Annotated in this window: 29 protein-coding genes; 21 read left to right on the forward strand and 8 right to left on the reverse strand. The window is 56.8% G+C overall.

Annotated features, from left to right (window positions below; translation table 11 throughout):
• Positions 1-27: 27 nt before the first annotated feature.
• The 3 genes from ACR0MJ_RS10125 to ACR0MJ_RS10135 are packed head-to-tail and all read right to left on the reverse strand — an operon-like array spanning position 28 to position 4,782.
• The gene (locus ACR0MJ_RS10125; RefSeq protein ID WP_480760873.1) at positions 28-1,131 is read right to left on the reverse strand and encodes a mandelate racemase/muconate lactonizing enzyme family protein; all 1,104 of its coding nucleotides are present in this window, start codon (positions 1,129-1,131) and stop codon (positions 28-30) included.
• Between the two features lie 13 nt (positions 1,132-1,144).
• Positions 1,145-2,260 (reverse strand): mandelate racemase/muconate lactonizing enzyme family protein, encoded by a 1,116-nt coding sequence (locus ACR0MJ_RS10130; RefSeq protein WP_480706287.1) that lies wholly within the window; start codon positions 2,258-2,260, stop codon positions 1,145-1,147.
• 47 nt (positions 2,261-2,307) lie between these two features.
• On the reverse strand, positions 2,308-4,782 hold the full coding sequence (locus tag ACR0MJ_RS10135; protein WP_480760874.1) for an FAD-dependent oxidoreductase: 2,475 nt from the start codon (positions 4,780-4,782) through the stop codon (positions 2,308-2,310).
• Between the two features lie 214 nt (positions 4,783-4,996).
• Between ACR0MJ_RS10135 and ACR0MJ_RS10140 the strand changes: the two genes are divergently transcribed.
• Together ACR0MJ_RS10140 and ACR0MJ_RS10145 are read left to right on the forward strand one after the other, a co-directional pair.
• Entirely contained in the window at positions 4,997-6,088 is a 1,092-nt protein-coding gene (locus ACR0MJ_RS10140; RefSeq protein ID WP_170509504.1) for an aromatic ring-hydroxylating oxygenase subunit alpha, read from the forward strand.
• Positions 6,089-6,286: 198 nt separating this feature from the next.
• Positions 6,287-6,673: a carboxymuconolactone decarboxylase family protein gene (locus ACR0MJ_RS10145; protein WP_480436495.1), complete on the forward strand. Its 387-nt coding sequence runs from the start codon at positions 6,287-6,289 to the stop codon at positions 6,671-6,673.
• An 86-nt stretch (positions 6,674-6,759) separates the two neighbouring features.
• On the opposite strand, the gene ACR0MJ_RS10150 is transcribed toward ACR0MJ_RS10145, so the two are convergent.
• On the reverse strand, positions 6,760-7,053 hold the full coding sequence (locus tag ACR0MJ_RS10150) for a hypothetical protein (RefSeq protein WP_480751287.1): 294 nt from the start codon (positions 7,051-7,053) through the stop codon (positions 6,760-6,762).
• Between the two features lie 218 nt (positions 7,054-7,271).
• On the opposite strand from ACR0MJ_RS10150, the gene phnC reads away from it, so the two are divergent.
• The 5 genes from phnC (at position 7,272) to ACR0MJ_RS10175 (ending at position 11,937) form a co-directional block, all read left to right on the forward strand.
• On the forward strand, positions 7,272-8,087 hold the full coding sequence (gene phnC, locus ACR0MJ_RS10155; protein ID WP_170394291.1) for a phosphonate ABC transporter ATP-binding protein: 816 nt from the start codon (positions 7,272-7,274) through the stop codon (positions 8,085-8,087).
• Between the two features lie 58 nt (positions 8,088-8,145).
• On the forward strand, positions 8,146-9,057 hold the full coding sequence (phnD, locus tag ACR0MJ_RS10160) for a phosphonate ABC transporter substrate-binding protein (protein ID WP_480751285.1): 912 nt from the start codon (positions 8,146-8,148) through the stop codon (positions 9,055-9,057).
• A 65-nt stretch (positions 9,058-9,122) separates the two neighbouring features.
• A complete protein-coding gene (phnE, locus tag ACR0MJ_RS10165) occupies positions 9,123-9,998 on the forward strand; it encodes a phosphonate ABC transporter, permease protein PhnE (protein ID WP_480760875.1) in 876 nt (291 codons plus the stop codon).
• The gene (gene phnE, locus ACR0MJ_RS10170; RefSeq protein ID WP_480760876.1) at positions 9,995-11,320 is read left to right on the forward strand and encodes a phosphonate ABC transporter, permease protein PhnE; all 1,326 of its coding nucleotides are present in this window, start codon (positions 9,995-9,997) and stop codon (positions 11,318-11,320) included. The genes phnE (ACR0MJ_RS10165) and phnE (ACR0MJ_RS10170) overlap by 4 nt, the downstream gene beginning before the upstream one ends.
• The gene (locus ACR0MJ_RS10175) at positions 11,320-11,937 is read left to right on the forward strand and encodes a DapH/DapD/GlmU-related protein (protein ID WP_480760877.1); all 618 of its coding nucleotides are present in this window, start codon (positions 11,320-11,322) and stop codon (positions 11,935-11,937) included. The genes phnE (ACR0MJ_RS10170) and ACR0MJ_RS10175 overlap by 1 nt, the downstream gene beginning before the upstream one ends.
• On the opposite strand, the gene phnF is transcribed toward ACR0MJ_RS10175, so the two are convergent.
• Positions 11,934-12,653 carry a phosphonate metabolism transcriptional regulator PhnF gene (phnF, locus tag ACR0MJ_RS10180; protein WP_480760878.1) on the reverse strand — a complete coding sequence of 240 codons (720 nt, stop codon included), beginning with the start codon at positions 12,651-12,653 and terminating at the stop codon, positions 11,934-11,936. The genes ACR0MJ_RS10175 and phnF overlap by 4 nt on opposite strands.
• An 81-nt stretch (positions 12,654-12,734) precedes the next feature.
• On the opposite strand from phnF, the gene phnG reads away from it, so the two are divergent.
• From phnG to phnN, 7 genes are read left to right on the forward strand one after another with little or no spacing between them, the layout of a single operon-like run.
• The gene (gene phnG, locus ACR0MJ_RS10185) at positions 12,735-13,190 is read left to right on the forward strand and encodes a phosphonate C-P lyase system protein PhnG (protein ID WP_170596235.1); all 456 of its coding nucleotides are present in this window, start codon (positions 12,735-12,737) and stop codon (positions 13,188-13,190) included.
• Entirely contained in the window at positions 13,190-13,753 is a 564-nt protein-coding gene (gene phnH / locus ACR0MJ_RS10190; RefSeq protein WP_480760879.1) for a phosphonate C-P lyase system protein PhnH, read from the forward strand. Before phnG ends, phnH begins: the two co-directional genes overlap by 1 nt.
• A complete protein-coding gene (locus ACR0MJ_RS10195) occupies positions 13,753-14,841 on the forward strand; it encodes a carbon-phosphorus lyase complex subunit (RefSeq protein ID WP_480760880.1) in 1,089 nt (362 codons plus the stop codon). The genes phnH and ACR0MJ_RS10195 overlap by 1 nt, the downstream gene beginning before the upstream one ends.
• A complete protein-coding gene (locus tag ACR0MJ_RS10200) occupies positions 14,838-15,689 on the forward strand; it encodes an alpha-D-ribose 1-methylphosphonate 5-phosphate C-P-lyase PhnJ (protein ID WP_480760881.1) in 852 nt (283 codons plus the stop codon). Before ACR0MJ_RS10195 ends, ACR0MJ_RS10200 begins: the two co-directional genes overlap by 4 nt.
• Positions 15,686-16,456: a phosphonate C-P lyase system protein PhnK gene (gene phnK / locus ACR0MJ_RS10205; RefSeq protein ID WP_170394315.1), complete on the forward strand. Its 771-nt coding sequence runs from the start codon at positions 15,686-15,688 to the stop codon at positions 16,454-16,456. Before ACR0MJ_RS10200 ends, phnK begins: the two co-directional genes overlap by 4 nt.
• Before the next feature lie 3 nt (positions 16,457-16,459).
• Positions 16,460-17,143: a phosphonate C-P lyase system protein PhnL gene (gene phnL, locus ACR0MJ_RS10210; RefSeq protein ID WP_480760882.1), complete on the forward strand. Its 684-nt coding sequence runs from the start codon at positions 16,460-16,462 to the stop codon at positions 17,141-17,143.
• Positions 17,140-17,691, forward strand: coding sequence for a phosphonate metabolism protein/1,5-bisphosphokinase (PRPP-forming) PhnN (gene phnN / locus ACR0MJ_RS10215; protein ID WP_480760883.1), 552 nt, complete (start codon positions 17,140-17,142; stop codon positions 17,689-17,691). The genes phnL and phnN overlap by 4 nt, the downstream gene beginning before the upstream one ends.
• Here phnN and ACR0MJ_RS10220 read toward each other — a convergent pair.
• A complete protein-coding gene (locus ACR0MJ_RS10220) occupies positions 17,667-18,338 on the reverse strand; it encodes a DUF1045 domain-containing protein (RefSeq protein WP_170509537.1) in 672 nt (223 codons plus the stop codon). The genes phnN and ACR0MJ_RS10220 overlap by 25 nt on opposite strands.
• Before the next feature lie 49 nt (positions 18,339-18,387).
• Here ACR0MJ_RS10220 and ACR0MJ_RS10225 point away from each other — a divergent pair, with 49 nt between their 5' ends.
• The 4 genes from ACR0MJ_RS10225 (at position 18,388) to ACR0MJ_RS10240 (ending at position 22,241) form a co-directional block, all read left to right on the forward strand.
• Positions 18,388-19,530, forward strand: a complete 1,143-nt coding sequence (locus tag ACR0MJ_RS10225; RefSeq protein ID WP_480760884.1) for an alpha-D-ribose 1-methylphosphonate 5-triphosphate diphosphatase — start codon at positions 18,388-18,390, stop codon at positions 19,528-19,530.
• A 445-nt stretch (positions 19,531-19,975) separates the two neighbouring features.
• Positions 19,976-21,124 (forward strand): TolC family protein, encoded by a 1,149-nt coding sequence (locus tag ACR0MJ_RS10230; RefSeq protein ID WP_170732767.1) that lies wholly within the window; start codon positions 19,976-19,978, stop codon positions 21,122-21,124.
• Positions 21,125-21,495: 371 nt separating this feature from the next.
• On the forward strand, positions 21,496-21,840 hold the full coding sequence (locus ACR0MJ_RS10235; RefSeq protein WP_480760885.1) for a hypothetical protein: 345 nt from the start codon (positions 21,496-21,498) through the stop codon (positions 21,838-21,840).
• 266 nt (positions 21,841-22,106) lie between these two features.
• Positions 22,107-22,241: a hypothetical protein gene (locus tag ACR0MJ_RS10240; protein ID WP_480760886.1), complete on the forward strand. Its 135-nt coding sequence runs from the start codon at positions 22,107-22,109 to the stop codon at positions 22,239-22,241.
• A 63-nt stretch (positions 22,242-22,304) separates the two neighbouring features.
• On the opposite strand, the gene ACR0MJ_RS10245 is transcribed toward ACR0MJ_RS10240, so the two are convergent.
• The gene (locus ACR0MJ_RS10245; protein ID WP_480614327.1) at positions 22,305-23,429 is read right to left on the reverse strand and encodes a zinc ABC transporter substrate-binding protein; all 1,125 of its coding nucleotides are present in this window, start codon (positions 23,427-23,429) and stop codon (positions 22,305-22,307) included.
• Between the two features lie 56 nt (positions 23,430-23,485).
• Between ACR0MJ_RS10245 and ACR0MJ_RS10250 the strand changes: the two genes are divergently transcribed.
• From ACR0MJ_RS10250 to ACR0MJ_RS10260, 3 genes are read left to right on the forward strand one after another with little or no spacing between them, the layout of a single operon-like run.
• Positions 23,486-23,998, forward strand: coding sequence for a Fur family transcriptional regulator (locus tag ACR0MJ_RS10250; protein WP_170512013.1), 513 nt, complete (start codon positions 23,486-23,488; stop codon positions 23,996-23,998).
• 2 nt (positions 23,999-24,000) lie between these two features.
• Positions 24,001-24,753, forward strand: a complete 753-nt coding sequence (locus ACR0MJ_RS10255) for a metal ABC transporter ATP-binding protein (RefSeq protein ID WP_170663527.1) — start codon at positions 24,001-24,003, stop codon at positions 24,751-24,753.
• A complete protein-coding gene (locus ACR0MJ_RS10260; RefSeq protein WP_480760887.1) occupies positions 24,753-25,550 on the forward strand; it encodes a metal ABC transporter permease in 798 nt (265 codons plus the stop codon). Before ACR0MJ_RS10255 ends, ACR0MJ_RS10260 begins: the two co-directional genes overlap by 1 nt.
• Positions 25,551-25,564: 14 nt before the next feature.
• On the opposite strand, the gene ACR0MJ_RS10265 is transcribed toward ACR0MJ_RS10260, so the two are convergent.
• Positions 25,565-26,146, reverse strand: coding sequence for a helix-turn-helix domain-containing protein (locus tag ACR0MJ_RS10265; RefSeq protein ID WP_480760888.1), 582 nt, complete (start codon positions 26,144-26,146; stop codon positions 25,565-25,567).
• Between the last annotated feature and the right edge of the window lie 62 nt (positions 26,147-26,208).

Raw genomic sequence — 26,208 nt, forward strand, 5'->3', positions numbered from 1 at the left:
CAGGCCTCTTGGCGTGCGGGGTTGGGATTAATCGATGATGGTTACTGGCTGGCCCAAAGCGTCTGCATCAGGCGTCACGCCAAGGCCGGGGCCTTCGGGTGGGGCGATGCGACCGTTCCGGCGGCTAGGTGCATTCGGATCGAGACGTGGTTTGACATAGTGGGACAAATCGCAGGTATTCATGATGCCGCGCGCTGGGGTTGAGGCTGCAAGATGCAGCGAGGCGGCGGTCGTAACATCGCTGCCCCAAGTGTCCTCGATGCACATCTGCGTGCCAAGCGACAGGCAGAGATCGCGGATTTGACGCATCGTCGAAAGGCCGCCCATCTTCGACAGTTTCAGTGCGGCGGCATCCATGCAGCCAGCGCGGTGTCCTGCCAGAACCGAATGAATGTCACAGGCGCTTTCGTCCAGCTTCATCGGCAGACCAGTCGCGGCGCGGACATGGGCGCATTCCTCAATCGTGGCGCAGGGTTGTTCCAGCATTATGTCCAGATGCGAGACAGCGCGGCCAACTCGTGTAGCGGTCAGCGTATCTGACCCGCAATTCCAGTCTCCATAAACCAACGGGCCATCACCTACAGCCTCGCGCACCTGAATCAAACGAGCAACGTCGGCTTCCCAGTTGTTGTCCGCGCCCAGCTTCACCTGAAACTGTCGCATGCCCTGATCAAAGGCATCGCGCGCCATGTGCGCCATTTCATCCGGCGCGATACAGGTGATTGAGTGATACAGCGGTATATCCGCAACCGCCCGCCCACCCAGCAAAGCATAAAGCGGCAGGTCGGCTGTCTGCGCTGTCAGATCCCAGAGCGCTGTATCGATCGCTGACTTGGCGTAGCCATGCCCGATCAGATGCTTGTTGAGGCGCTCCATCAGGGCTTCGGGGCCAACGGGGTTAGCGCCGATAAGAACAGATGCCATTTCCTCAAGCGCCGGAACCACGCCCTTAGCATAGGCGGGTAAATAGTGCGGGATCGGACAAACCTCTCCCCAGCCCGATGCGCCGGTATCGGTATCCAGACGGACAACCACTGATACCGTCGTATCGCAGGTCTTGCCCTCAGCCATGTAATAGGTTTCATGCGAGGTCAGCGGGACTTCCCAGGCGGTGATGCGAGTAATCTTCATCAGGCGGTTTCCATCAGGCGCAGGATTCGTAGGTTGCGACAGGTGGGCCAAGGCTGTCAAAGTCCGGCGTCACCCCAAGCCCCGGAGTATCTGTGGCATAGAGTTTACCGTCCCTTACTGTGGGGCCGCCAATCCCGGTGTTACGGGTGTTGTAGTTCATCAGATCGGTTGAATTGATCAGCATCTCTTGGGGTGTTGAGGCCGCAAAATGGGCAACTGCGGCGGTGGTGATCTGACCGCCCCACGTGTCCTCGGAGACAACCGGAATACCGTGATCAATCAGGAAATCACGCACCCGGCGGGCTTTGGACAGGCCGCCCAGGTTAGAAATCTTCAAGCAACAAATTTCGGCACCCCGATCGTTCACGATGCGTCGGGCCATTTCAATCCCGGTGACGCATTCATCCAGTTTCATTGGTTGCTCGGCTACGCGGCGCACCTGCTGGCACTCGTGGTAACTGTGGCAGGGTTGTTCGAGGATAAAGTTCAGATCGCGGGTTGCGCGGGCCACACGGATGGCGTTGTCAACGCGCCAACCCTGATTGGCATCTGCCATAGCCTTTTCACCGGGTTTCAGCAGGGGCACGCCTTCGCGGATACGGTCGATATCGGTCACCCAGTCGCCACCTACCTTGATCTGGAACTGCCGGTATCCCGCTGCGCGGTGCTGCTCCATCTCGGCGATGGTTTCTTCCAAGACAGGCTTTTGCGGCACAACCCGGTACATCGGCGCACCATCGGTGAGTTTGCCGCCCATCAGCATCCAAACAGGTTGTCCGGTAGACCGTCCCAGAATATCCCAACACGCTGCATCAAAGGGCGCTTTGGCGTAGCCGTGACCTTGGACCGTGCCATCCATCAACCGTTCGATCTTGGACAGCTGGCGGGGATCTTCCCCCAGCAAGCGCGGGGCGACGAGGCGGGCAAAGGCCTCGACGCCTTCGGAATGGGCGATCATGTAGTTCTCGCCGCATGGGGCAAACTCGCCGCAGCCCTGTAGACCCGCATCCGTGTCGATCACCACTACCGAAGACATCGACGTTGTGATCGCGTTGCCCGCGCCCCAGCCGTATGATCCGCCGACATAGGGCAGGGGGGTTTTGAACACACGGATACGGGTTATCTTCATGGCGTCACCATAGGGCTTCCGCGATGGCCGATGCTCTGGTTTTCAGATCACGCCAGTTCACGAACTGCGTCCGTGCGTGGGCGTTCGGATTTCGGATCATAGGCTGCTTCGCCGAGGACACGCCCTTTGCGGGGTACACCAGCGATAACTACTTCGATCTCTGTGCCCGGAACATTCACGTGTGGCTTGACGTAAGCAAAGGCGAGGATTTTGCCGACGCTGTGGCCATAGGCGACCGAGGCTGTTGCACCGACAACCTCGCCGTTGATCCGAATAGCCTCGCCCCCATGACCATCTTCGACCCCATCCGGTTCGATCTCCAAATAGGCGCAAATCCAAGGCATCTCGCTCGCTTCAGACTGAGCGGCACTGGCGCGCGTTGCTTCGACACCCAGATACTCTTTGTCCAGCTTGAAGAACCGGCTGACATTGGCCTCTGGCAGCGTGACCTCGTTGGTCAGTTCTCCAGCACCGGGGAATGCTTTTTCCATGCGCAGGCTGTTCATCGCAAACGAGCCGTAGTTTTCGATGCCAAATTCCTCGCCGGCAGCCCACAGTGCGTTGTAGACGTCAACGCAGGTTTCATCCGGCATATGGAATTCCCAACCCAACTCGCCCGCATAGGACATGCGAAAGGCCCAGACCTTGTGCCCCGCGATGGTGATTTCCTGAGCCGACAGCCAGCGGAACCCGGCGTTGGACAGGTCCGCGTCGGTGCATCTGGCCAGTACCTCGCGGGATTTTGGCCCGTTCAGGGACAAAGCCGACCAATCTTCAGAGAGCGTTTTGACAAAGACGGTCTCTCCCGCGAGGTTCTGGTTCAAGTGATCGACAAGGCGCTGTTCAAAGAACGCCGCGCAGACCAGATAATAGCGGTCTTCCGCCATGCGAACGATGGTCGTCTCAAGCTCGATACGGCCCCGGCGGTTCAGAAAGTGGGTCAAGGTGATCGAGCCATCTTTCTGTGGCATCTTGTTGGCCGTCAGACGGTCAAGATAGGCATAGGCATCGGGGCCTGAAACTTCGACTTTGGTGAACGCGGTCACGTCCATGATACCAACACGCTCACGCACGGCTTGGCATTCCAGCGCAACCATGTCGAAGACTTCGTTGCGGCGGAACGAATAGTGGTCACGCTGTTCAACACCATTGCGCGCGAACCATCGCGGGCGCTCGTGGCCAAAAACCTCTTCATAGACCGCGCCCTTTTCATTGAGGATTTCATAAAGCGGCGAGGGTTTGATCGGACGCCCTTCAAGACGATTGAAATGCGGAAAGGGGATCTCGTGCCGCAGCTTGTAATCCTCATGCGCCTTGATGACCTGCCAGTCTTTCTTGGCATAGCTGCCAAAGCGGCGCGGATCATAGTCACGCATGTTGATATCGGCAGCACCGTGTACCATCCATTTTGCTAGTTCACGGGTCAGACCAGGCCCCCAACCGATGCCGATCTGCGTGCCACAGCAACACCAGTAATTCTTGACGCCCGGCGCGGGGCCGACCATCGGGTTGCCATCTGGCGGGTGGCTGATTGCACCATGGACTTCGCGGGTGATGCCCAGTTCAGAAAAGATCGGCATCCGTTCTAATGAGTTTTCCAGCCATGGCATGACACGGTCATAATCCGCCTCGAACAGCCAGTTTTCGTATTCCCAAGGGCATTCATCGTGCCAGACAGAGTTTGCGTTCTCTTTTTCGTAAATCCCGATCAGGCCCTTCTTCTGTTCCATGCGGATATAGCCCGAGACCATCTTGTCATCGCGGATCACCGGCAGCTCGGTCTTCAGGTCTTTGAATTCAGGCACATCTTCAGTGACAAAATAATGATGGGTCATCGAGGTCATGGGTAATTGCAGGTTCGACCATTCGCCCATCTGACGGGCATAGGTGCCGCCTGCATTAACGACGTGTTCGCAGGTGATGGTGCCTTGTTCGGTTTCCACCACCCATTCACCTGCATCGTTCTGGGTGATGTTGGTCGCGCGACAGTGGCGGAAAATCTTCACACCTTTCTGACGGGCCCCAGCTGCCATCGCCATAGTCACGTTGGAAGGATCAACGTGACCGTCATCTGGCGTGTAAAGCGCGCCAATGACACCGTCGAGGTTATAGTAGGGGTGCATTTCAGCTATGAAGTCAGGCCCTACCAACTCGATGTTGAACCCCAGCGCTCGGCCAACTGATAATGTGTGGCGCAGCCAGTCCATCTCATCCTCGGTATAGGCCAGACGGAATGAACCGCAGCCATGCCATGTAACCGCCTGACCGGTTTCTTCCTCAAGTGTCTTGGAATAGAGGCCAATGTTATAGTCGACCATCTTGCCCAGCCCGTAGGAACTGGTGGAGTGAGTGATCTGACCAGCGGCATGCCAGGTGGAGCCCGAAGTCAACTCGGCCTTTTCCAACAGTACCGTGTCTTCGCCCCAACCTTCATGGCCCAGGTGATAGGCCAGTCCGCAACCCATGACGCCACCGCCGACAATGACGACCTTTGCGCGTGCAGGCAGTTCCTTTTTAGACATCGCAACTTCCTGTTTCCGAGACATGGAATTCTGTGGACTTCCTATTGCTACATATGTACCACTGTCAATTAAAATTGGCACAAATGTACATACCGAGGTAAGCAATGTGCGGTACAGATGTTTCAAGTGGTATTCTGACGCGTACGGATGTTACGAATCCTGACGCGATCTTTTTGACTGAAACACCAGCTCGGCTTGTATCAGGAGAAAAAATATGACTGTCCTGCCAACCCACTCGCTCGAGGCCCGGTACTATACGGATCCTGACATATTCGACAAAGAGATGAACGGCCTGTTGTGCAGAACTTGGCAATACGCTGGTCATGCGGCAGATATCCCAAATGTAGGCGATTACTTTGCGTTCGAAATCGCTGGTCAGAACCTTTTTGCCATTCGCGGACGCGACAATCTTGTCAGGACTTTCTACAACGTGTGCCAGCATCGTGCGCATGAAATGGTGACCGGAACTGGGAATACCCGTGTAGTGGTTTGTCCCTATCATCAGTGGACCTATGAGCTTACCGGCGGCCTGCGGTCTGGACCGAACATCAAGAAAGTTCCCGGTTTTGATCGCGCGAAAATTTGTCTGACCGAAGTACGGACCGAAGACTTCCTCGGGTTCATCTTTGTCAATTTGGACGATAACGCGGCAACGATGGACGAATGGTATCCCGGTGTCCGGGACGAGTTGTCTGAGTTCGTGCCGAACACTAACGCTCTGGCCCCCTTAGAGTGGGTGGAAATTCCCGAAAACTGCAATTGGAAGGTTTCGATCGAGAATTACTCGGAATGCTATCACTGCCCAACTAATCACCCGACCTTTGCCGAAGGCGTGATCAAACCGGAAACCTATGACATTCAGCCCGATGTGTCGGGAGGTTACGTGCTGCGTCACACGACCGAGTGCCAAAGCCTCGAAAAGATGACCTATCCGATTGATCTGGAAAGCAACATGCACGCGGGCGACTATCAAAGCTGGTTCCTGTGGCCGATGTTCTCGTTCCAATGCTATCCAGGAAATGTTCTGAACACCTATCATTGGCGGGCAAATACAGTGGACAGCTGTACCGTCTGGCGCGGGTGGTACACAGAAGGCGGTCATGAAAGCGACGTGATCCGTGGCCTTGCCACTCAGGATCGCGAAACGACTGTGGCCGAGGATATTCGGTTAGTGGAATCCGTTCACCGCGGCCTGAAATCCAAAGGGTACAAACCGGGACCGCTTGTGCTTGATCCGGCCTGTGGCGTCATGAGCGAGCATTCCGTTGCGAAGCTTCAACAATGGATGCGCGAGGCGATTGAATAACGTTACGTGCTGTGGATGGGCCAGATAAGACATCACCGAAGCCAACGCTGTGCCAAAGGGCACACCCGACCACAACGACGCGATCGAGCCCCTTGCCTTCGGTGGTGGGGCTGGTTGTAAGACAGGGGCGGCGGCTTTAGCGGTATATCGAGCCAGGACCGACTAAGTTGCAGATCGGTCGTTTCACCTGAGGAGAGAATGATGGACGATAACCTGTTTGAACATGGCCTGAAGCAGCGCAAGTCGACGCTGGGCGCCGAGTATGTTGAGAAGAACCTGGCAGCGGCGGATGATTTTACCCGCTCATTCCAAGAGAACATGACTGCTTGGTGCTGGGGCTTCGGCTGGGGGGATGACACGATCGATCACAAGACCCGTTCGATGATGAACCTCGCTATGATTGGGGCACTCGGCAAGATGCATGAATGGGAAATCCACTGTAACGGCGCGTTGAACAATGGTGTCACCAAAGAGGAAATCCGATCAATCATTCATGTGATTGGCATTTATTGTGGCGTCCCGCAATCTCTTGAATGCTTCCGTGTCGCGCGCAAAGTCCTGACCGAACGTGGGCTGCTGGACTGACCTGATCCCTTCGCGAGATCTTCAGAAGGAACGACACAATCAGCGAGATTGCGCGTCTGCAGTTCGCGCGGTCTGCTGACACCTGCCTAAGCCGGGTCTGGCACCTCACCTTGCCAATGGTCCCCCATCGCGACGATGCATGAAGTGCCGTTGGCGTAGTTCTGAACGATCATCCAGTCTCCGCTTGTGCGTTTGACCCAAACCTCCAGCATCGTTTCGGGATCGCGCAAACCCATGCCCTGACGTTCGGCCCCCAGAACCTGTTTCAGTGTCTGTGCCATCCGCGCGCTGTCATCACAGCTGACATCCACCATTTTAGACTGCGCAGTAGAAGGCACCACAAGGCATAGAAGAAGAAGGCTGGCATGAAGACGGGTCATAGGTGAAGGTTAGTTCTTTCTGCGCTCAAGCGTAACAGTTTTATGACGCCCTGTGGATAAAACTCGCGCAGAGTCCTGCGAGAAACGCCACACACTGCAGAACTAGGCAATCATCGCGCCTGTCACAAATCTTTCGCGTAGATGTAAACGAAACGATTCAAAAGCGTCACGAAGCTTTTGTTTTGACGTTCTATCCGCCTCGCAACGATGGGGGCGATATGCTGAGAATTGAAAAGCTAACCAAAAAGTTTGGTGACAAACGGGCCGTGGATTCGGCGAATATCGTTGTCGACAAGCCAACCATGATCGGGATTATAGGCAGCTCCGGGGCTGGAAAATCCACGCTTTTGCGCATGGTCAACCGTCTGAGCGATGCAACGACCGGCACAATTACTTTTGAAGGCGAAGAGATCTCTGCGCTTCGCGGTGCTGCCAAACGCGAATGGCAATCGCGCTGTGCGATGATCTTCCAGCAGTTCAATCTTGTACCGCGCATGGATGTCGTCTCGAACGTTTTGCATGGCACGCTGAACAGGCAATCGACCTTTTCGACGATGTTCAACCTGTACCCGCGGTCGGATATTCATAAGGCGATTGAAATTCTGGATCGGCTAGGCATTGCCGAGCAAGCACCCAAGCGAGCCGAAGCCTTATCAGGCGGCCAGCAGCAACGCGTCGCCATCGCCCGCGCATTGATGCAGGACCCGAAGATCATTCTGGCGGATGAGCCGATCGCCTCGCTGGACCCAATGAATGCACAGGTTGTGATGCAGTCGCTGCGGGCCATTCACGAAGAAGACGGCCGTATGGTCATTGCTAATCTGCACACATTGGATACCGCGCGTCGCTACTGCGACCGGGTCATCGGAATGCGTGATGGTCGGATTGTGTTCGACGGCACCCCTGCGCAGCTGACCACGGGCGTAGCGCGCGACATCTACGGTGCAGGCGCAGACTTTTCCGAGGCCGCAACCTCGACCGAGATCGAAACACTGGACAGGCCCGAGGTCCGCGAAGCGGAAGCCTACGTCTGAGCCAGTTTCCCCCCGCGTCCGTCGCGGGCCACCTTCATCTAACCGAACGGAGAAAATGATGAAAAAGACCCTCGCACTGGCGTTTGCCGCCACGACTGTATTGAGCACTGCTGCTTTTGCCGAAGAAATCACCGAGTTTCGCATTGGCATCCTCGGTGGCGAAAATGCCCAGGACCGCATGAACTCGTACCAGTGTCTTGCAGACTATACCTCTGAGGCGTTAGGCGTTGAGACCAAGCTATTCGCCCCGGCGGACTACAACGGTGTGATACAGGGCCTGTTGGGCGGTACACTCGACATGGCATGGCTGGGTGCCTCTTCTTACGCGGCCACCTATCTGCAAGACCCCGAAGCAGTTGAGCCCGTTCTGATCAAGGTCAATGTGGATGGTTCAATCGGGTATCACTCGATCGGGTTCGCCCGTAAGGATAGTGGCGTCACCTCACTGGACGACATGAAAGGCAAAGTGTTTGGGTTTGGTGATCCGAACTCGACCTCAGGTTATCTGATCCCGTCGATCGAAATCCCGCAATACAAAGAAGGTATCACCATGGAGTCGGGTGAGTATTTCGGTGAGGTCAAATTCACTGGTGGCCACGAGCAGACGATCGTCGCTGTGAATAATGGCGACATTGATGGTGGTGTGACCTGGGCCGATGGTCAGGGCAACTGGGAAGATGGATACAATTCTGGTGCCCTGCGCAAAGCGGTTGACGCAGGTCTTGTCGACATGAACGACATGGTCCAGATCTGGAAATCGAACGTTATCCCCGAAGGCCCTGTGGTTCTGCGCAAGGCGTTGCCTGCCGATGTCCGTGCGACCATGACAGATCTTGTCGATGGTCTGCACGAGCGTGACCCCGATTGCGCTTATGGTGTGGCGGCAGGCGAGACGCTGGGTTTCCAGCCGGTATCGCATGACACCTACATCTCGATTGTTGAGGCCCGCAAAGCCAAAATCGGTGGCTAACGCGCGCACATGACGTTTCCGGCAACCCATTGGGGTTGCCGGTCTTTATTCATTCGGGGCTCGGGATGGCAGATTTATCAATCGGTGCGGCGCCAGGCGGCGTTGAGACCATTCAATCCAGCTATATGGCACAAGTTCACAAGCGCAGGCTTTATGGCGGGCTGACGCTGCTGATCTTTGTGGTCCTGATGGTATCAGGTTTCAACATTGCGGATTCCCGAAACGCGGGTGGGTTCTGGGACGGATTGCATCAGATCGGTGATTACCCGGCGGATGTGCTGTCTGAAGCTTGGGAAAAGCGGGCCGATCTGCCTGGCCTGATCGTGAAGTACATCCCTGCACTGGTTGAGACGGTGAACATTGCCGCAGTTTCCACGTTGATCGGGGCCATCGGTGGTCTGATCCTGTCGCTTCTTGGCACACGCGGGCTGGCGAAATGGCCGGGTCTAATCCCGGTCTTCCGGCGTATCTCGGATGTTATGCGCGCAGTGCCGGAAATCGTTATCGCGCTTGTGCTGATCTTTGTCCTTGGCGGCGGGCCGGTGCCGGCGATGATCGCCATCTCAATCCACACCGCTGGGGCGCTTGGCAAAATGTTCTCGGAAGTGTCCGAAAACGCTGATCTGAAACCGGTTGAGGGGTTGGCTTCGACCGGGGCGACTTGGTCGAAACAGATGATGCTGGGTATCCTGCCACAGGTCGCGCCAAACTATATCAGCTACACGTTGCTGCGATTTGAGATCAATATTCGCGCTTCTGCCATCCTGGGCTTCGTCGGCGCGGGAGGGTTGGGTTACCAACTGCGCAATGCCATGGCTTGGGGTCCGGGTCGTTTTGACGAGGCCGGCGCGATTTTCATCCTGCTATTCAGCACCATCGTATTCTTCGATCAGGTGTCCAGCCGCTACCGCAACCGTCTGACCGAAGGGCAGGGCCAATGACCACAATTGATTGGAACTTCGGGCTGGACGGGGCCAAGCTTGACGCCGAAAAGCTATTTCAGCGCAAACGATTGATCGGCTTTAGCATCCCTGTCGTGATCCTCGTTTATCTCACCTACATCTTCTTTGCCTTCGACCTGCCTGGCCTTGCGCAACGTGCCAATCTGGACAACGCCGTTACACTGGCTTCTGATAGCTGGTCACACAAAGTGCATGTCACACGCAATAATCGGAGCGGTGAGGTGACCTATGCTGTTGAAGGCGAGCGTAAGGGCACTTATCCCGAGGGTAAACGTCCCGACTGGGTATCGGGTGAAGAGGTGACGACGATCGATCTGGGCCGCAATCATATCGTGCGGTTCCTGCCTGACAACCGGACCGAGATTGAAATACCCGACTTCCAGCTGATCGAAGTGCAGGCCAAGGGACGTCGCCTGACGACAAATCTGCCCTCTGAACTGCCCGACTGGATTTCCGCATCTGAACGGCGTGTTGGCGTCACAACGCCTGAGGGCCGGATCACCATGACGGGCGCTCGGACCGAAGTGTTCAACTATTTCCCGGGATGGGAGCTGTTCTGGTTCACGCTTGACAGTCCGTACCACGGCCATGGGATTGGTGAAATCCTGTTTGGCGCGCAGATCGATCCAAGCCGTTCGAATATCGCAGGCGCAGTCTCTGACTGGTGGAACAACGCGATGTGGCGGCATAAGGATGTGGCCTGGGCCATCGGAGAAACGATCCTGATGGCATTTCTGGGTACGATGGGTGCCGCGATGATCGCGTTGCCATTGGCCTTTCTCGCCGCCAAACGGTTTTCGCCGATCATGTTGCTTCGCGCCGCAACGCGCCGTCTTTTCGACTTTGTGCGCGGTGTGGACGCATTGATCTGGACTGTGGTTCTGGCTCGGTCCTTTGGCCCCGGACCATTGACCGGCGCGTTGGCGATTCTGATTACCGACACGGGCACGTTTGGCAAGATCTTCTCGGAGGCGTTGGAAAACGTTGATCAGAAACAGATCGAGGGGGTGTCCTCGACCGGGGCTAAACCGCTACAGCGATACCGGTTCGGGGTGATCCCGCAGGTTGTTCCCGTGCTGCTGGCCCAGATTCTATATTTCCTCGAGTCCAATACACGTTCGGCAACGATCATCGGTGCGATCACCGGTGGCGGCATCGGACTGATGCTGACGCAAGCCATCCAGACGCAGAAAGATTGGGAAGAGGTCGCCTATTACATTGTCCTGATCATCATCATGGTGATGTTCATGGATTGGGCCTCGGGCTGGTTGCGCGGCAAGCTGATCGGGCGGAAAGACTGATGGCGCGGCTTTCAGCGGAACAGCCCTGCATTCACCCCGAATGTGAGATTACCGAAAGCACGTTCGGGGCCTATGTTGAAATCGGCAAGGGCAGTCGCGTCGTACATACAAAAATGGGCGACTACAGCTATTGCGATCGTTATGCCGACATCGCCAACGCGAAGGTCGGTATGTTCGCCAACATCGCCGCGTTTTCGCGGATCGGCGCGACTGATCACCCGCTGCACACGGCGTCCTGTCACCATTTCCTGTATCGCTCGAACGATTATTGGGACGATGCGGATCGGGACGAGGTGTTTTTCAGTCACCGCAAATCCCGAATTGTCCATATCGGGAACGATACATGGATTGGCGCAGGCGCGATGATAAAGCCCGAGGTCACACTGGGTGACGGGGCTGTTGTGGCTGCGGGTGCCTTGGTGACGAAGGATGTAGACCCCTACACAATTGTTGCCGGTACACCTGCAAGACCCTTGCGACTGCGTCAGCCACGACACATCGCCGATCGGTTGATCGCATTGGCCTGGTGGAATTGGTCTCATGACAAGTTGCGGTTGGCGCTCGACGATTTCCGTGCTCTGACGGCTGATGCGTTTCTGGAGAAATACGAGCCTTAACTCTCAAGGGTCAGTGTCACCCGATCTCCAACAAACCAGGTTCGGCCAAATTCAACCGGTTGTCCCTTTTCGCCCACATTCACCCCGGATGATCTAAGCAGCGGATCACCTTCTGAAACCTGCAGATGTAGCGCTTGGGTGGCCGTTGCGCGCGTGGCCGTCAGACGGGTTGAGGCCCGAGTATAGTCAGTGACGCCCGACCTGTTTAATGCCTCGGTAACGCTGCTGGTCTCTTGCAGCGCAGCAGTGATGCCAGGCAGGCGCTCAAGGGGAAACATGCTTTCAAACACGGCAATCGGGTGCCCGTCCGCCAATGAGAGGCCGTGATACGCACAGATCTGATCACCGGGTGAAACGGTCAGTGCGGTGGCCTCGCCCTCGGTCGCTGCCCGTTCTTCAACATGAAGCACCCTCTTTTCTGGTCTGCGACCAGCAGCGATGAGGTTTTCATGGAATCGCACCCGCGAGCCGATGGGGTAATCGGTGGGCGTGGCTGCCACAAAAGCGCCCGCGCCCCGGCGCGTTCGGATTAGGCCCTCATCCACAAGGGCCAAGATGCCGTGACGCACCGTATGGCGGTTCACACCGAACCGCTCTGCCAGTGCCGCTTCGGTTGGCAGCTTATCACCCGGGCCATAGCGCCCTTCGGCCATATCGCTGCGAAGTGCGTCGGCGATGGCCTTCCAGATCGGGGTTTTGGTGGGAGTGTCACGCAAGTTTCACAAAATTCCTCTGTCTGACGGCGGCAAATATGATAAGATGTGTATAGTTGTATAGTATATGGAAAAGTTGTCGAGATGAAAGACACTTTTGATGAAAACGCGGACCGGAAGGCTTGGATGAGCCTGCTGGCCAAAGCGCCGGAGGGACGCGTGGCCGTCCTGTTGGATGCAGCGATGCCTCGCCCCGGCTTCACATGGCTGCGTGCTCCTGAGATTGGCAGCACCATGGTTCGGGCTCGCGCTGGCGGGACTGGTGCGCCGTTCAATCTGGGCGAAATGACGGTAACACGCTGTGCGCTGACGCTGGGAACGGGCGAAGTCGGGCATGCCTATATGCAAGGCCGTCGGAAAGAAGATGCCGAAGTCGCCGCGCTGGTTGATGCACTGATGCAGACAGATGTGTCTGATCTGTTGCGAATAAAAGTGCTGACCCCTTTGCGAGATGAGCTGACCAATGCAAAGGCCGCGCGTGCCGCCAAAGCCGCAGCCACTAAGGTTGATTTCTTCACCATGGTACGAGGAGAGGATTGATGCAGTCAGAAGCCCTGATCGGCGGTTTCAAGGATCCCGCGATCCAATCTGCTCACGCCTTTCGCAGCGTGATGGAAGCAATGGCGCGTCCCGGTACCGTGCAAGAGATTTCTGGCGCAGTTCCTCCGGCCCCAATGTCACCAGCAGCGGGTGCGGTGTTGTTGACGCTTTGCGACACTGAGACGCCCGTTTATCTGGCAGGTGCGCTGGATTGCGACGCCGTACGCAGCTGGCTTGCATTCCACACCGGCGCACCGCTGACCGGCCCGTCGCATTGTATGTTTGCCATTGGTGCGTGGTCGGATCTGGGACCATTGAACGCATACCCGATCGGGACGTCTGAATATCCGGATCGTTCTGCCACGTTGATCGTGGAATGCCCCGAACTCATCGCTTCAGGGGCGACTCTGACAGGTCCGGGCATCAAGGATAAAGCCGCGCTTTCATTGCCCGAGCTTGAGGCGTTTCAGCAAAATCAGACGCTATATCCACTGGGGCTCGACTTCATCTTCACGAATGGCAGCCGCCTAGCGGCTTTGCCAAGAACGACCGAGGTGTCCTGATGTATGTCGCAGTAAAAGGTGGCGAGCGTGCGATTGAAAATGCCCACGCTTGGCTTGCCGAAGAACGCCGCGGTGATACCGATGTGGCGGAACTGAGCATCGCGCAAATCCGCGAACAGCTTAGCCTAGCGGTCAATCGGGTTATGGCCGAAGGCTCGTTGTTCGATCCTGACCTGGCCGCACTTGCGATCAAGCAGGCGCGCGGCGATCTGATCGAGGCCATCTTCTTAATCCGCGCCTATCGAACCACGTTGCCACGCTTTGGCGCATCCGAGCCTGTTGATACCGGGGCAATGGCTTGCGACCGGCGCATTTCGGCAACCTTCAAGGATTTGCCGGGCGGGCAGGTGCTTGGGCCGACCTTCGACTACACTCATCGCTTACTGGATTTCAAACTGGCTGCTGATGGTGAGGTGCCCAAAGCCCCAGCGCGCGAAGCTGCACTGGGTGAAGTGCCGCATGTCACGGATTTCCTCAATCGCGAAGGCCTGATCGAGGAAGCGCCGCATGACGATACGCCGCCACCTGATCTGACCCGCGAGCCGCTTGAAATGCCCGCCGATCGCGCCCTGCGCCTTCAGGCTCTGACCCGCGCAGATGAGGGCTTTACCCTCGGTATGGCGTATTCCACACAGCGCGGATACGCGCGCAATCACGCCTTTGTCGGAGAGCTTCGGATCGGGTCCGTGCCGGTTGAAATGGAGATCCCTGAACTCGGCTTTGCCATCGAAATCGGTGAGGTCGTTCTGACCGAATGTGAAACGGTTAACCAGTTCAAGGGCTCCAAAACCGAGCCGCCGCAATTCACCCGAGGTTATGGGCTTGTGTTTGGTCAGACGGAACGCAAGGCGATCTCGATGGCTTTGGTCGACCGTGCGCTGCGGTGGGAAGAACTGGGTGAGGATAATGTTGGCGCACCTGCTCAGGATGCCGAGTTTGTCCTTTATCACGCGGACAACATTCAAGCGACGGGGTTTCTAGAGCATATCAAGCTTCCGCACTACGTCGATTTCCAGTCTGAACTGGAACTGGTGCGCAAACTACGCCGCGAAGCATGTGCTGATCAGGTGCAGGAGGCTGCGGAATGAACGCCTATAACTTTGCTTATCTGGACGAGCAGACCAAGCGGATGATCCGCCGTGCAATTCTGAAAAGTCTGGCGATCCCGGGCTATCAGGTGCCGTTTGCCTCGCGCGAAATGCCTATGCCGTATGGCTGGGGTACGGGCGGTGTGCAGGTCTCGGCCGCGGTGTTGACCCCGGATGACACGTTCAAGGTGATCGATCAGGGCTCGGACGATACCACAAACGCGGTCTCGATCCGCACCTTCTTTGAACGCACTGCGGGGGTTGAAACAACCACAACGACAAGCGACGCCTCCGTGATTCAGACTCGCCACCGGATTCCCGAGGAGCCGCTGCAAGAAGATCAGATCCTTGTCTATCAGGTGCCTATCCCCGAGCCGTTGCGCTTTCTGGAACCGCGAGAGAGCGAAACCCGCAAGATGCACAGCCTTGAGGAATACGGGCTGATGCATGTGAAGCTGTACGAAGATATCAGTCGTCATGGGCATATCGCGACGTCATATGCTTACCCGGTGAAGGTCGAAGGCCGCTATGTGATGGACCCGTCGCCAATCCCGAAATTCGATAACCCAAAGCTTGGTGATATGGCTGCGATCCAGCTGTTCGGAGCTGGGCGTGAACAACGGATCTACGCGCTGCCACCCTACACGCAGGTTGTCTCACTGGATTTTGAGGATCATCCGTTTGAGGCGTCCAAGGCCGACCAAGCCTGCGGCTTGTGCGGTGCCGAGGACAGCTATCTGGACGAGGTAATCATCGATGACGCGGGTGGGCGGATGTTCGTCTGCTCGGATACCGATTATTGCGAGGCGCGCCAGGCGGCGGGTCACAAAGGAAAGGACGCCGCATGACACCTTTGCTGTCTGTTCGGGACATCACAAAGCGCTATGGCCCAAATATTGGCTGTGCCGATGTGTCATTCGATCTCTATCCCGGTGAGGTCATGGGGATCGTTGGCGAAAGCGGGTCAGGTAAGTCGACACTGCTGAATTGCATGGCCGGGCATCTAACTCCGGATGCCGGAGAGGTTGTGTTCGACACCCGCGCAAAAGGTCCGCAGGACACGGTAACGATGTCCGAGCCCGAGCGCCGGATGCTGAGCCGTACCGATTGGGCCTTTGTCCACCAACATGCACGCGACGGGTTGCGCATGGGCGTCAGTGCCGGTGGGAATGTAGGTGAACGGCTGATGGCCGTTGGAGAGCGTCACTATGGCGACATACGTGACAAGGCCACGGATTGGCTGCAACGAGTGGAGATCGATGCCTCCCGTGTGGATGATCGCCCGACGACCTTTTCGGGCGGGATGCAGCAGCGCCTGCAGATTGCACGAAACCTCGTGACCGGTCCTCGGCTGGTGTTTATGGATGAGCCAACGGGCGGTTTGGACGTGTCCGTTCAGGCGCGGTTGCTCGACTTGTTGCGCGGGTTAGTTCGCGACATGGGCTTGTCGGCGATCATCGTCACGCATGATCTGGCCGTGGTGCGCCTGCTGGCAGATCGGTTGATGGTGATGAAATCGGGCCGCGTGGTCGAGGCAGGCCTGACCGATCAAGTGCTGGATGACCCGCAACACGCTTATAGCCAACTTCTTGTCAGTTCCGTTTTGCAGGTGTGAGCAATGATTGAGCTTAATAACGTCTCAAAGACTTTCACCCTCCATAATCAAGGCGCGGCCGTGATTGAGGTTTTGAATGATGTATCCTTCTCGGTCTCTCCGGGCGAATGCGTAGCGCTGACGGGCGCGTCTGGAGCGGGCAAGTCCACCCTCATGCGTATGATCTATGGCAACTATCTGGCCCGAAGCGGAGAAATTCGCATCGGTGATGTGGATATCGTGCAGGCAGAGCCTCGGACAGTTATCGCCCTGCGCCGCGAGGTTCTGGGCTATGTCAGCCAGTTTCTTCGCGTGGTTCCGCGCGTGCCCACCGTCGATGTCGTGGCCGAGCCCTTGCGGGCTGTGGGCATTTCCGCTGCTGACACGAAGGCGCGGGCTGAAGCTCTGTTGCGGCAACTGAACATTCCTGAGCGGCTCTGGACCCTTTCACCGACTACCTTCTCGGGTGGTGAACAGCAGCGTGTCAACATCGCACGCGGGTTTGCCTATTCTTATCCCGCGATGCTGTTGGATGAGCCGACTGCCAGTCTGGATGCGGCCAATCGCGAGGTTGTTCTAAGGCTCATCGAAGAGGCAAAGGCGCGTGGCACTGCAATCATCGGCATCTTTCACGACGAAGCGGCTAGGGCGCGCGTTTGTGATCGCGAAATCGACGCCAGTCAGTTTTCACCCGGGGTCGCGGCATGACCCGGGGTCGCCTCATCGCTGTGGTTGGCCCGTCGGGGGCTGGCAAAGACAGTGTGATGCTAGGGCTTTGTGACTTGTTGCCCGATTTGCATTTGGTGCGCCGCGTAATCACCCGGGCACCAGAGTTGGGCGGGGAAGACTATGACACCGTCGAAATCGCCGAATTTGAAGAAATGGCAGCGAATGGTGCCTTTGCGGTGCATTGGGTTGCTCATGGGCTTTGCTACGGGATACCGGTTGCCGTCAAAGATCGGCTGAGTGATGGCGCAGATTGTCTGGCAAATTTCTCCCGTAAAGCTCTGCTCCAGGCCGCAGAAAAATTCCCGCGCTTCATTGTCCTGAATATCTCGGCGAAGCCGGAAACTCTTGCACGGCGTTTGGCGACTCGCGGCCGAGAAAGCGATAGCGAGATTGCAAATCGGCTTGCTCAGGCAGAAAAACCCTTGCCCGATGGGTTGGACGTTATCACCATTTCCAACGATGGCCCACTGGCCGAGACGGTTGCGCGCGCCGCAGGGGTCCTTCAACCGGCGAGCGCGTACCGATGAATAAGCTCGAAACGCCCATCAATGCGCTCGCCGCACAAGGCAATTTGGTCGATGACGAAGGGCTCGGGCAAGGCTGGCAAATGGCGGCGCAGCGCCTCGGTCCATACAGGAATATCGCCATTCGGCAGCCGACCCGTCAGCGTCATGTGAAACCGAAACTCGTCCATCACATAGGGATAACCCCACTCGATCAACAGTGCGTCTTGACGTGGGCTCAACCTTGCACCGCGCCGCCGCTCAAGTTCAGCCTCATTGGTTGGGGCGCGAAACGGGTCAAGCTCACGTACACAGGCCGCAGCAATTCTTTGCAAGCCGCTCACATCGCCCTGTGGGGTCAAAGCGAGAAACCGGCCCAGCCTCGTCAGACTCAGCCCTTCACAGCTCGAAGGCGCCAGGCCAGCGGCCATCTCAGACGCCGCCGCTTTCAGGGCTTCAAGCGAATAACCTCCGGCAAGTTGAAAGGGTGGTTTCAGCGTTCCGTGAAAGCCGTATTTGCGCGGTGTCATCGTAACGTCATGCAAATCGGGCAGATCGGGCTGAGGCACCTCGCAGCCCTGCACGACATCCCATCCCAGCCAGCGCGCGCCGAACTGTTCCAATGGTCCTTCGGGCGGCACGTAGTAGATTGCAAATCGAGAGTATGACATGAATTCCCCTTTTCCCGCGCCCTCTTTGGCAAAGGCTTGTGACAGCGATATGTCAGATAATCTGTGCCTTGCGAATGCCCAGCTTGTGATGCCCGATCGGGTAGTAACCGGTTCGGTGACAATCGAACAGGGCATCATTTCCGAGATCACCGAAGGGGATCATGTTCCGACCGGCGCGGTCGATTGTGCAGGTGATTACATCCTTCCGGGACTGGTCGAGCTGCACACCGACAATATCGAACGTCATATCGAGCCTCGCCCGGAAGTGGACTGGCCTCATCTTCCGGCCCTGATCGCGCATGATAGCGAGCTGGCTTCGACCGGAATCACAACTGTGTTCGACGCCATGCGAGTAGGTTCCATTCACAGCGGCAAGGGCCGTTACATCGACTATGCCCGCAAACTGGCGGACGAACTGTTGTCGGCGCGCGCCGCAGGCTATTTCAAGATCAGCCATTTCCTTCACCTGCGGGCCGAGATCTGCTCGGAGACACTGCTTGAGGAATTGGCGACCTTCGGGCCGGAAGACAGGGTTGGCATTGTCAGTCTGATGGACCACACGCCGGGTCAACGCCAATTCAGCGATCTGAGTGCATTGAAGACCTATGTCGCCAAAAAGCGCGGTATGACCGACGCCGATTTCGTTGCACATGTCGAGAACCTGCGTGGTCTGCAGCAGCGTTTCGGAGAAAAGCACGAAGCCGGTGCAGTGATCGAGGCCGCCCGTCTTGGCGCCGCGCTGGCCAGCCATGACGATACCACGGCGCAGCATGTCGAAAAATCGTCCGAAAATGGTGTGACTTTCGCCGAGTTCCCAACCACGTTCGAGGCGGCCGAGGCCTGCCGTACCCGCAACATCGCCGTCATGATGGGTGCCCCGAATCTGATCCGTGGCGGCTCGCATTCCGGCAATGTCGCGGCTGAAGATCTTGCAAAGGCCGATCTTCTGGAAATTGTGTCTTCCGACTACGTGCCCTCTGCGCTACTGCTGTCGGCTTTTCATCTTGCCAATGTTTGGGACGACCTGCCTCGTGCTGTGGCCACGGTTACACGTAATCCTGCGACGGCTGTTGGTCTTGATGACCGTGGCATCCTGAATGTTGGCCTGCGCGGTGACGTTCTGCGTGTGCGTCGCATGGGTCAAACACCAGTTTTGCGCGGTGTCTGGAGCCAAGGCAACAAGGTTGGATGAGTTGTGATTGGTTGAATCGCACTTGCCAAACAGAACATGGCTGGCGGCCGAAAGCTCGCGGATTACCAGATGGGATCTGCGCCCTTGCTCCGCTTGATTTTTTTGGACCCGCATCTTGATAAACCGATGTCGTGCCAGAACATTAAACTCGTAAAGAATATGGTTACTTTTTTACCGCACTTTCTCCTGTAACGCAAAATGCGGGCAGCAAGTTCCACGATTAACTGACTGGAAATTTGTTGCTTATCTCAGAGTTGAAATCAGGAGCTTTGGCGGGATGAGGGCATGGTTGTCGGTTGTGATAGCCACTATTATTTTGGCGGGCTGCAGTCAGGATTTACAGGGAACCAAGTCCTTTGATCCCGGGGCGACACCAGCCCCCGCTCCCTTATCGGGGGGGAATAATCTGAAGGGAAATGTCGCACGCACTGAATTCGCTGAGTTGGTGCGAAGGTCTGTCGCGACGTCGCCCACCACCGCAGCCGGAGCCGCCAGCGTTCTGGCTTCGAAATCCCGCATTGATGCCGAGCAAGGCGCGTTCCTGCCGCAGATCGAGGCCGAGACATCCCTGACGTCCGATGGGGATACCGTACCGATCCTGCGGCTTAGTCAGATCATCTATGATGGTGGCAAAGTCTCGGGTCGTGTGGGTTTGCGTCAGATTGAAGCCCGGCAGACCTGGTTAAACGAATTGTCAGAGCTGAGCGCGCTGAGCTTCGAGGCCATCGAAACCATAATTGATCTGGATCGAAATCGCCGCCTCGAAGAACAAGCCCAGCAGAATCTGGATCGTACGGACGTTTTGGTCAGCGACCTCCAGTCCCGTTTTGATGCCGGGGCGGGGTCGGTGGCGGATTTGCTGGCGGGGCAGGGGCGGAAGTCTAATGCCGAGACAGAATTAGCGCAGGCTCAGACGGATGTGGAACTGGCGACGGCAACATGGGTCGAAGTCTTCGGAACGCGACCCGGTGCTATTCCGACCATCCCCCCCGCACCCATTCTGGCAGCGGCCACCTCGCAGCAAATGGTTGCACGCAGCCCGCGTCTGCGTACTCAGGTCGCCTTCAGTCAAGTGCGTGCGCAAGAGGTTGTGGTTGCTGAACGAGCGACCCGCCCAACACTCTCTGCGATTCTTGAGACAGATTTCGACCAGGGCAGTATCGACGACGGTGTGCAGGCCCGATTGGGTGTAACGGTCCCGATTTACCAAGGGGGATCCGCGCGCGCCAATGTCGAAACCGCAAGGGCGAATCTTCAACAAAGCCGGGCTGATGAAGAAGAATTGCGGCGCGAGTTGCAACGTAATCTCTCCCAGGCCTTGGAAGAGACCAATTCAATTCAGCGACGGCTCGCCACAGCCCGGCGCGCTGTCGAGATCAATGAGCAAGCGCTGGATGCAGCTCGTGGACAGTTTGATATCGGGCGCAGCACGCTGGTACAGATATTGGATGCGTTGCGCGAGTTGAATCTTGCGCAGGTTCGGGTGATCCAGCTTGAGGCTCAGGCACGTCGTGCAGAATATGCCGTGCTGGCGGTCACGGGCGATATCCTGGACGCGTTGGGTGTTGCACAGCCGACCGATCCAACCTTGTGATATCCGTCGTGAACCCGACTGCGACTAACCCGCTGAATACGCACCTCCGACTACTGACAGAGCATTTGGGTCTTGGGTTGTCCGAGGTGGATATCTTTCGGGTGTTCTAGGGCAATGAAGTCGCCTAGGCGGTCAGCGCAGTGGAAGCGGTGGGCTACAGTCAGGTTTTGGGAAAGCGCGGTTACTGAAACTGGACCTGAACTTGTTTCTGGTCCTGGCGTTTGCCCCAGATGTTCAACCTTTAGTGGTTCTGGATCGAGAAGACACCGACGCTTTCTTGTGATCGATGCCAGCAGCGGATTCAGCGAACTTCAGATCTGGCGGCGACAGGAAACACGACTGCGCAAGACGCGCAGGATATTGCGCGCATAATGCTCGCGCCGCTGGAACGAGAATCGTTTAGGCCGCAAGGTCATCGGTTTTGGTCCGCGTTCAGCGATCTGCGCGGGGTCTACATTCAGATCATATTGGCCGCGATGGTGACAAGCGTGCTTGGGCTGGTGACGTCGCGATTCACCATGGTCGTTCAAGACCCCAATCTGCCAAACGAAGTGGTTGATAGCTTGCTGGCTCTGGTCTTCGGGGTTGGCCTTGCACTGTTGTTCGATTTCCTGATCAAGAAATTGCGGACACGGTTCATCGATACAGCGGGAAAACGGGCGGACCTGAAGATCACCGAGCGGCTGTTCAATCAGTTGATGGCGCTTAAAATGTAAGCCCGGGGCGGGCAGAATGGACGCATGGCCTCGATCCTTCGGGATTTAAAGGTCGTGAGGGATTTCTTTACGTCTGCCTCGCTGGTTGCTTTGGTCGATCTGCCCTTCCCTTTCGTATTCGTGGCGTGATCTAGGCCATTGGCAGGCCGCGACAGGCGATTGCGATCGCGTCGCGCGCGAGACTTGAGGCTCAGATATCCGGACAAGAATTTGATCTTCCCGACCGTACAGGTGTGGAGGCGGCGTTTCTGGAGGAATAGATTGGCGTGACCCAACCTCTGGTCGAGCGCGGCATCGAAAGTTCGCTGGCGATGATTGACTTGCGCCGGCAGCTTAGCCGCCAAATTGGACAGCTTAGAGAGGCCGGTAGCCGAATACTGATGACTTTGTTGGAACGATGAGCGGAGAACTTTGTCTGATTTCAGCCTGGCCAGAACCAACTCCCAACCAGGCTGTTGATTGAGTCAAAGGCACTCAGACAGTGTTTTGGCCAGATTGCGGATGAGTTGCGGGTACAGATTTACTCCGGGTTCCAGATCAGATCCCAGCGGGTCCATGATGCCGGTTTTAGCTTCGGTGCCGTCGAGAACGGTTGCGACAATTCCGGGGTTGAACTGGGGTTCAGCCATGACACAATCCACACCTTCGTCGCGGATACGCCCCTGAATTTCGGCGATCCTTGCCGGGCTTGGATCGGTCGCATCGCTGAGGGAAATTGCACCCGAGGCCGGGAAGCCAAAGGCATCTTCGAAATATTGATAGGCATCGTGGAACACGATGAAGCTGCCACCTTTGACCGGCGCCAGCGTTTCGGCCACTTCCGCTGACAAAGCAGCCATTTCTTCACGCGCAGCTGCCGCATTCGCAAAATAAGCACCTGCGTTGTCTGGGTCAGCCGAAGAAAGCTGCGCCGCGATCGTTTTCAGCCAGATTTCTGCGTTGACCGGAGAGAGCCAGGCGTGCGGATCATGTTCGCCATGCGCATGGCCCTCATGGTCGTCATGTCCGGCGTGGTCCTCATGATCATCGTGGTCATGCTCATCCGCATGCTCTTCGTCATGATTATGATCATCATGCTCTTTGTCCTCGGCATGATCCTCGTGATCGTCGTCATCGTCTTTTGCATGATCGTCGTGGTCGTCGTGATCATGACCATCATCCTCAGCATGGTCGTGATCGTCATGATCGTCATCCCCATGATCTTCGTCGTCGCTATGGTCATGCGCTTCGAACAAAGCACTTTCACGGAAATCGAGCAGAACCGTTCCGTCCGACTCAAGCAACACCGTAACAGTCGCCCCGTCGCTGAGCGTCTCGACAGCGCCTTCCATCCACGGGGTCAGGTCCTCGCCAATCCAGAATACCAGATCTGCCTCTTGCAGTGCGGCTGCTTCTGACGGACGAAGGTTGTATTCGTGTGGCGAGGCACCGGGCTGCACTATCAATTCAGGCGTTCCTACCCCCTCCATCACCCGGGCCACGAGTGAGTGAACGGGTGCGATGTCAACCGCAACCTTGGGTGCATCCGCCATGGCGGTTCCGCCCATCAATGCAGCGGTAATCGATAGTGGGAGCAGCTTTCTGGACATCAGACCCTCTGTGTGATTTTATAACGTTACGAGCGGCATATATGATATGGTATAACATGACAAGTGAGATGCACCCCATTTCGGTTGGTGAAGATGCGCCGGTAGGATTTCAGGAGCATGATCACAAGAATTGCGTCGAAACGGCGTTGGCCACAGCGGATGCTCGGTGCAGGGAAGAAGGGTTGCGGCTAACCCCTGTGCGGCGAAAAGTTCTTGAAATGCTGTTGCAAGACCACAAGTCGCTTGGGGCATACGCTATACTTGATCGTTTGCGCGAAGCCGGTTTTGGTTCGCAGCCACCGGTGGCTTATCGCGCGCTGGATTTTCTGGTCCAGTACGGGTTCGTCCATAAGATTGAACGTTTGAACGCCTTTGTGGCCTGCTCTCATCCCGGAGAGGTCCATTCCCCGGCCTTCATGATCTGCAGAAAATGCGACGCTGTCGCCGAAGCTCAGTCGGCACCGTCCAATGGCGTCCTCGGCGCAGCCGCGCGCGCGGCGGGTTTCGAAATCGAGCGAACCGTTGTAGAAGCCGAGGGACTCTGCCCAGACTGCACCGAGAAGGCGTAGACATGACCCTGATCACCGTTGAAAATCTCAGCGTGCGTTATGGCGCGAATACCGTTCTGCGCCATGTCGGCATGACGATTGAGGCTGGTGAAATCGTGACGATCGTTGGTCCAAACGGATCGGGAAAGACCAGCCTGTTGCGTGCCGTCATTGGCGCGACCAAGCCTGCGGAAGGTAAGGTTACACTGAAGCCTGGGCTAAAAATCGGGTATGTCCCCCAAAAACTGCACATTGATCCGACCCTGCCGATTTCAGTGGAAAGATTCATGCGTCTGACGGATCGTGTCTCTAGGCTTCAATGTACAGAAGCGCTTGAAACTGCTGGGGTGCCGGATCTGCTAAAGCGCCAAATGTCGCAATTGTCAGGCGGACAGTTTCAGCGCGTCTTGCTGGCGCGGGCGTTGATCAATCGGCCCGACGTTCTGCTTTTGGACGAAGCCACTCAGGGTCTCGACCAACCGGGGTCTGCGGCGTTTTATCGTCAGATCGAAGAGGTCCGGCGTGAAACCGGATGCGCCATATTGATGATAAGCCATGAATTGCACGTGGTCATGAGCGCGTCGGACAGGGTGATCTGTCTCAATGGTCATGTGTGCTGCCAAGGGTCCCCCGCAGTCGTAGCTTCGGCCCCGGAATATCGGGCCCTGTTCGGAACGGGTACCGGAGGCGCACTGGCCCTCTATCGCCATGATCACGACCATGATCACGATCACGATCACGGTCACTATGAAACCTCTCAGGAAGCCGCAGAATAATGCTGGATGATTTCATGACGCGCGCGACGCTTGCAGGTATTGGCGTTGCTTTTGCTGCGGCACCACTGGGGTGTTTTGTTGTCTGGCGTCGAATGGCCTATTTCGGGGATGCCACCGCCCATGCGGCAATCCTGGGTGTCGCTTTGTCGCTGACGTTTCAGTTGTCCGTCTTTACTGGGGCGCTAGCTGTTGCACTTGCGATGGCACTTACCGTGACACTGTTGTCCGGACGTGGTTACGCGATGGATACACTGCTGGGCGTTCTAGCACATTCTGCACTTGCCTTCGGTCTAGTCGCCGTATCTTTCCTGTCCGGTGTTCGCATCGACCTGATGGCCTATCTCTTCGGTGATATTCTGGCCGTGTCACGCACCGATCTGGTTGTGATCTGGGGGGGCGCAGCGCTTGTCGTGGCCCTGATCGTATGGCGCTGGTCGCAGCTATTGACAGCGACCATGAATGAAGAGCTGGCCTATGCCAGCGGCTTTGACCCCAAGCGAGAGCAGTTGATCCTGACGCTGTCTCTGGCAGTTACAGTGGCCGTGGCGATAAAGGTCGTAGGTGTTCTTTTGATTGCTGCAATGCTGATCATCCCGGCGGCGGCTGCGCGCAGTCTGGCCAGATCACCGGAAGCGATGGCTTTGATTGCGGCGGCGATTGGTGCATTTTCCGCAATCGCCGGGCTACGGGCTGCTTACATATTTGATACGCCTGCAGGGCCATCCATTGTTTGTGTTGCTGCAGTAATGTTTGCGTGTTTCAGCCTGATCGGATGGCAAACGCGGCGTGGAACCTAGGGCATCTGCAAAGATCAATGCGGTCGCGTCGACACGGTCACGAATTCAATTTCGTCTGACAGGATGTCCCGCACCCCATGTGGGAGCTTGGCGTCGAAGCTGAGCGTGTCACCTTCTGACATCTCGAACTCTTCGGTCCCGCAACCATAGATGGCACTGCCTTCAATTATATAGATGAAGACGTAGCCTTCGTGCTGATAGTTCGGCAACTTGCGTTGGTCTTGTTTTGAGATGCGGATGCGTGCGGATTGGAATGATCCGCTAGGCCCGCTGTGTTTGCCGAGCAGTAGATAGTCATGGCTATGGTCTGGTGTGATACGCCGCGACGGCAACCCGGTTCCCGCCTGAACGTGATGCACATCCGAGGTCGTGTCGGTATGGCTGAACAGCGCCATCAGAGAGACAGATAGTGCATCTGCCAACGCGTGTAAGGTACCAAGGGACGGCGACACATGACCATTTTCGATCCGGCTGATCATGGGCGCGGAAACCTTTGACTGCGCAGCGAGTTCGGTCACCGTGAGCTGACGTTCCTGTCGCAAACGCTGCAGGGTGCGCCCGATCTCAAGTTCTGGTTCTGTTTTCTTGTCCTGCATCGGGCCGCTTTGACATTCCTTCTTCCAGTTAAAGTAGCTGTGGCCTGAATTGCAGGATAGTA

The organism is Ruegeria sp. C6, from assembly GCF_056537625.1.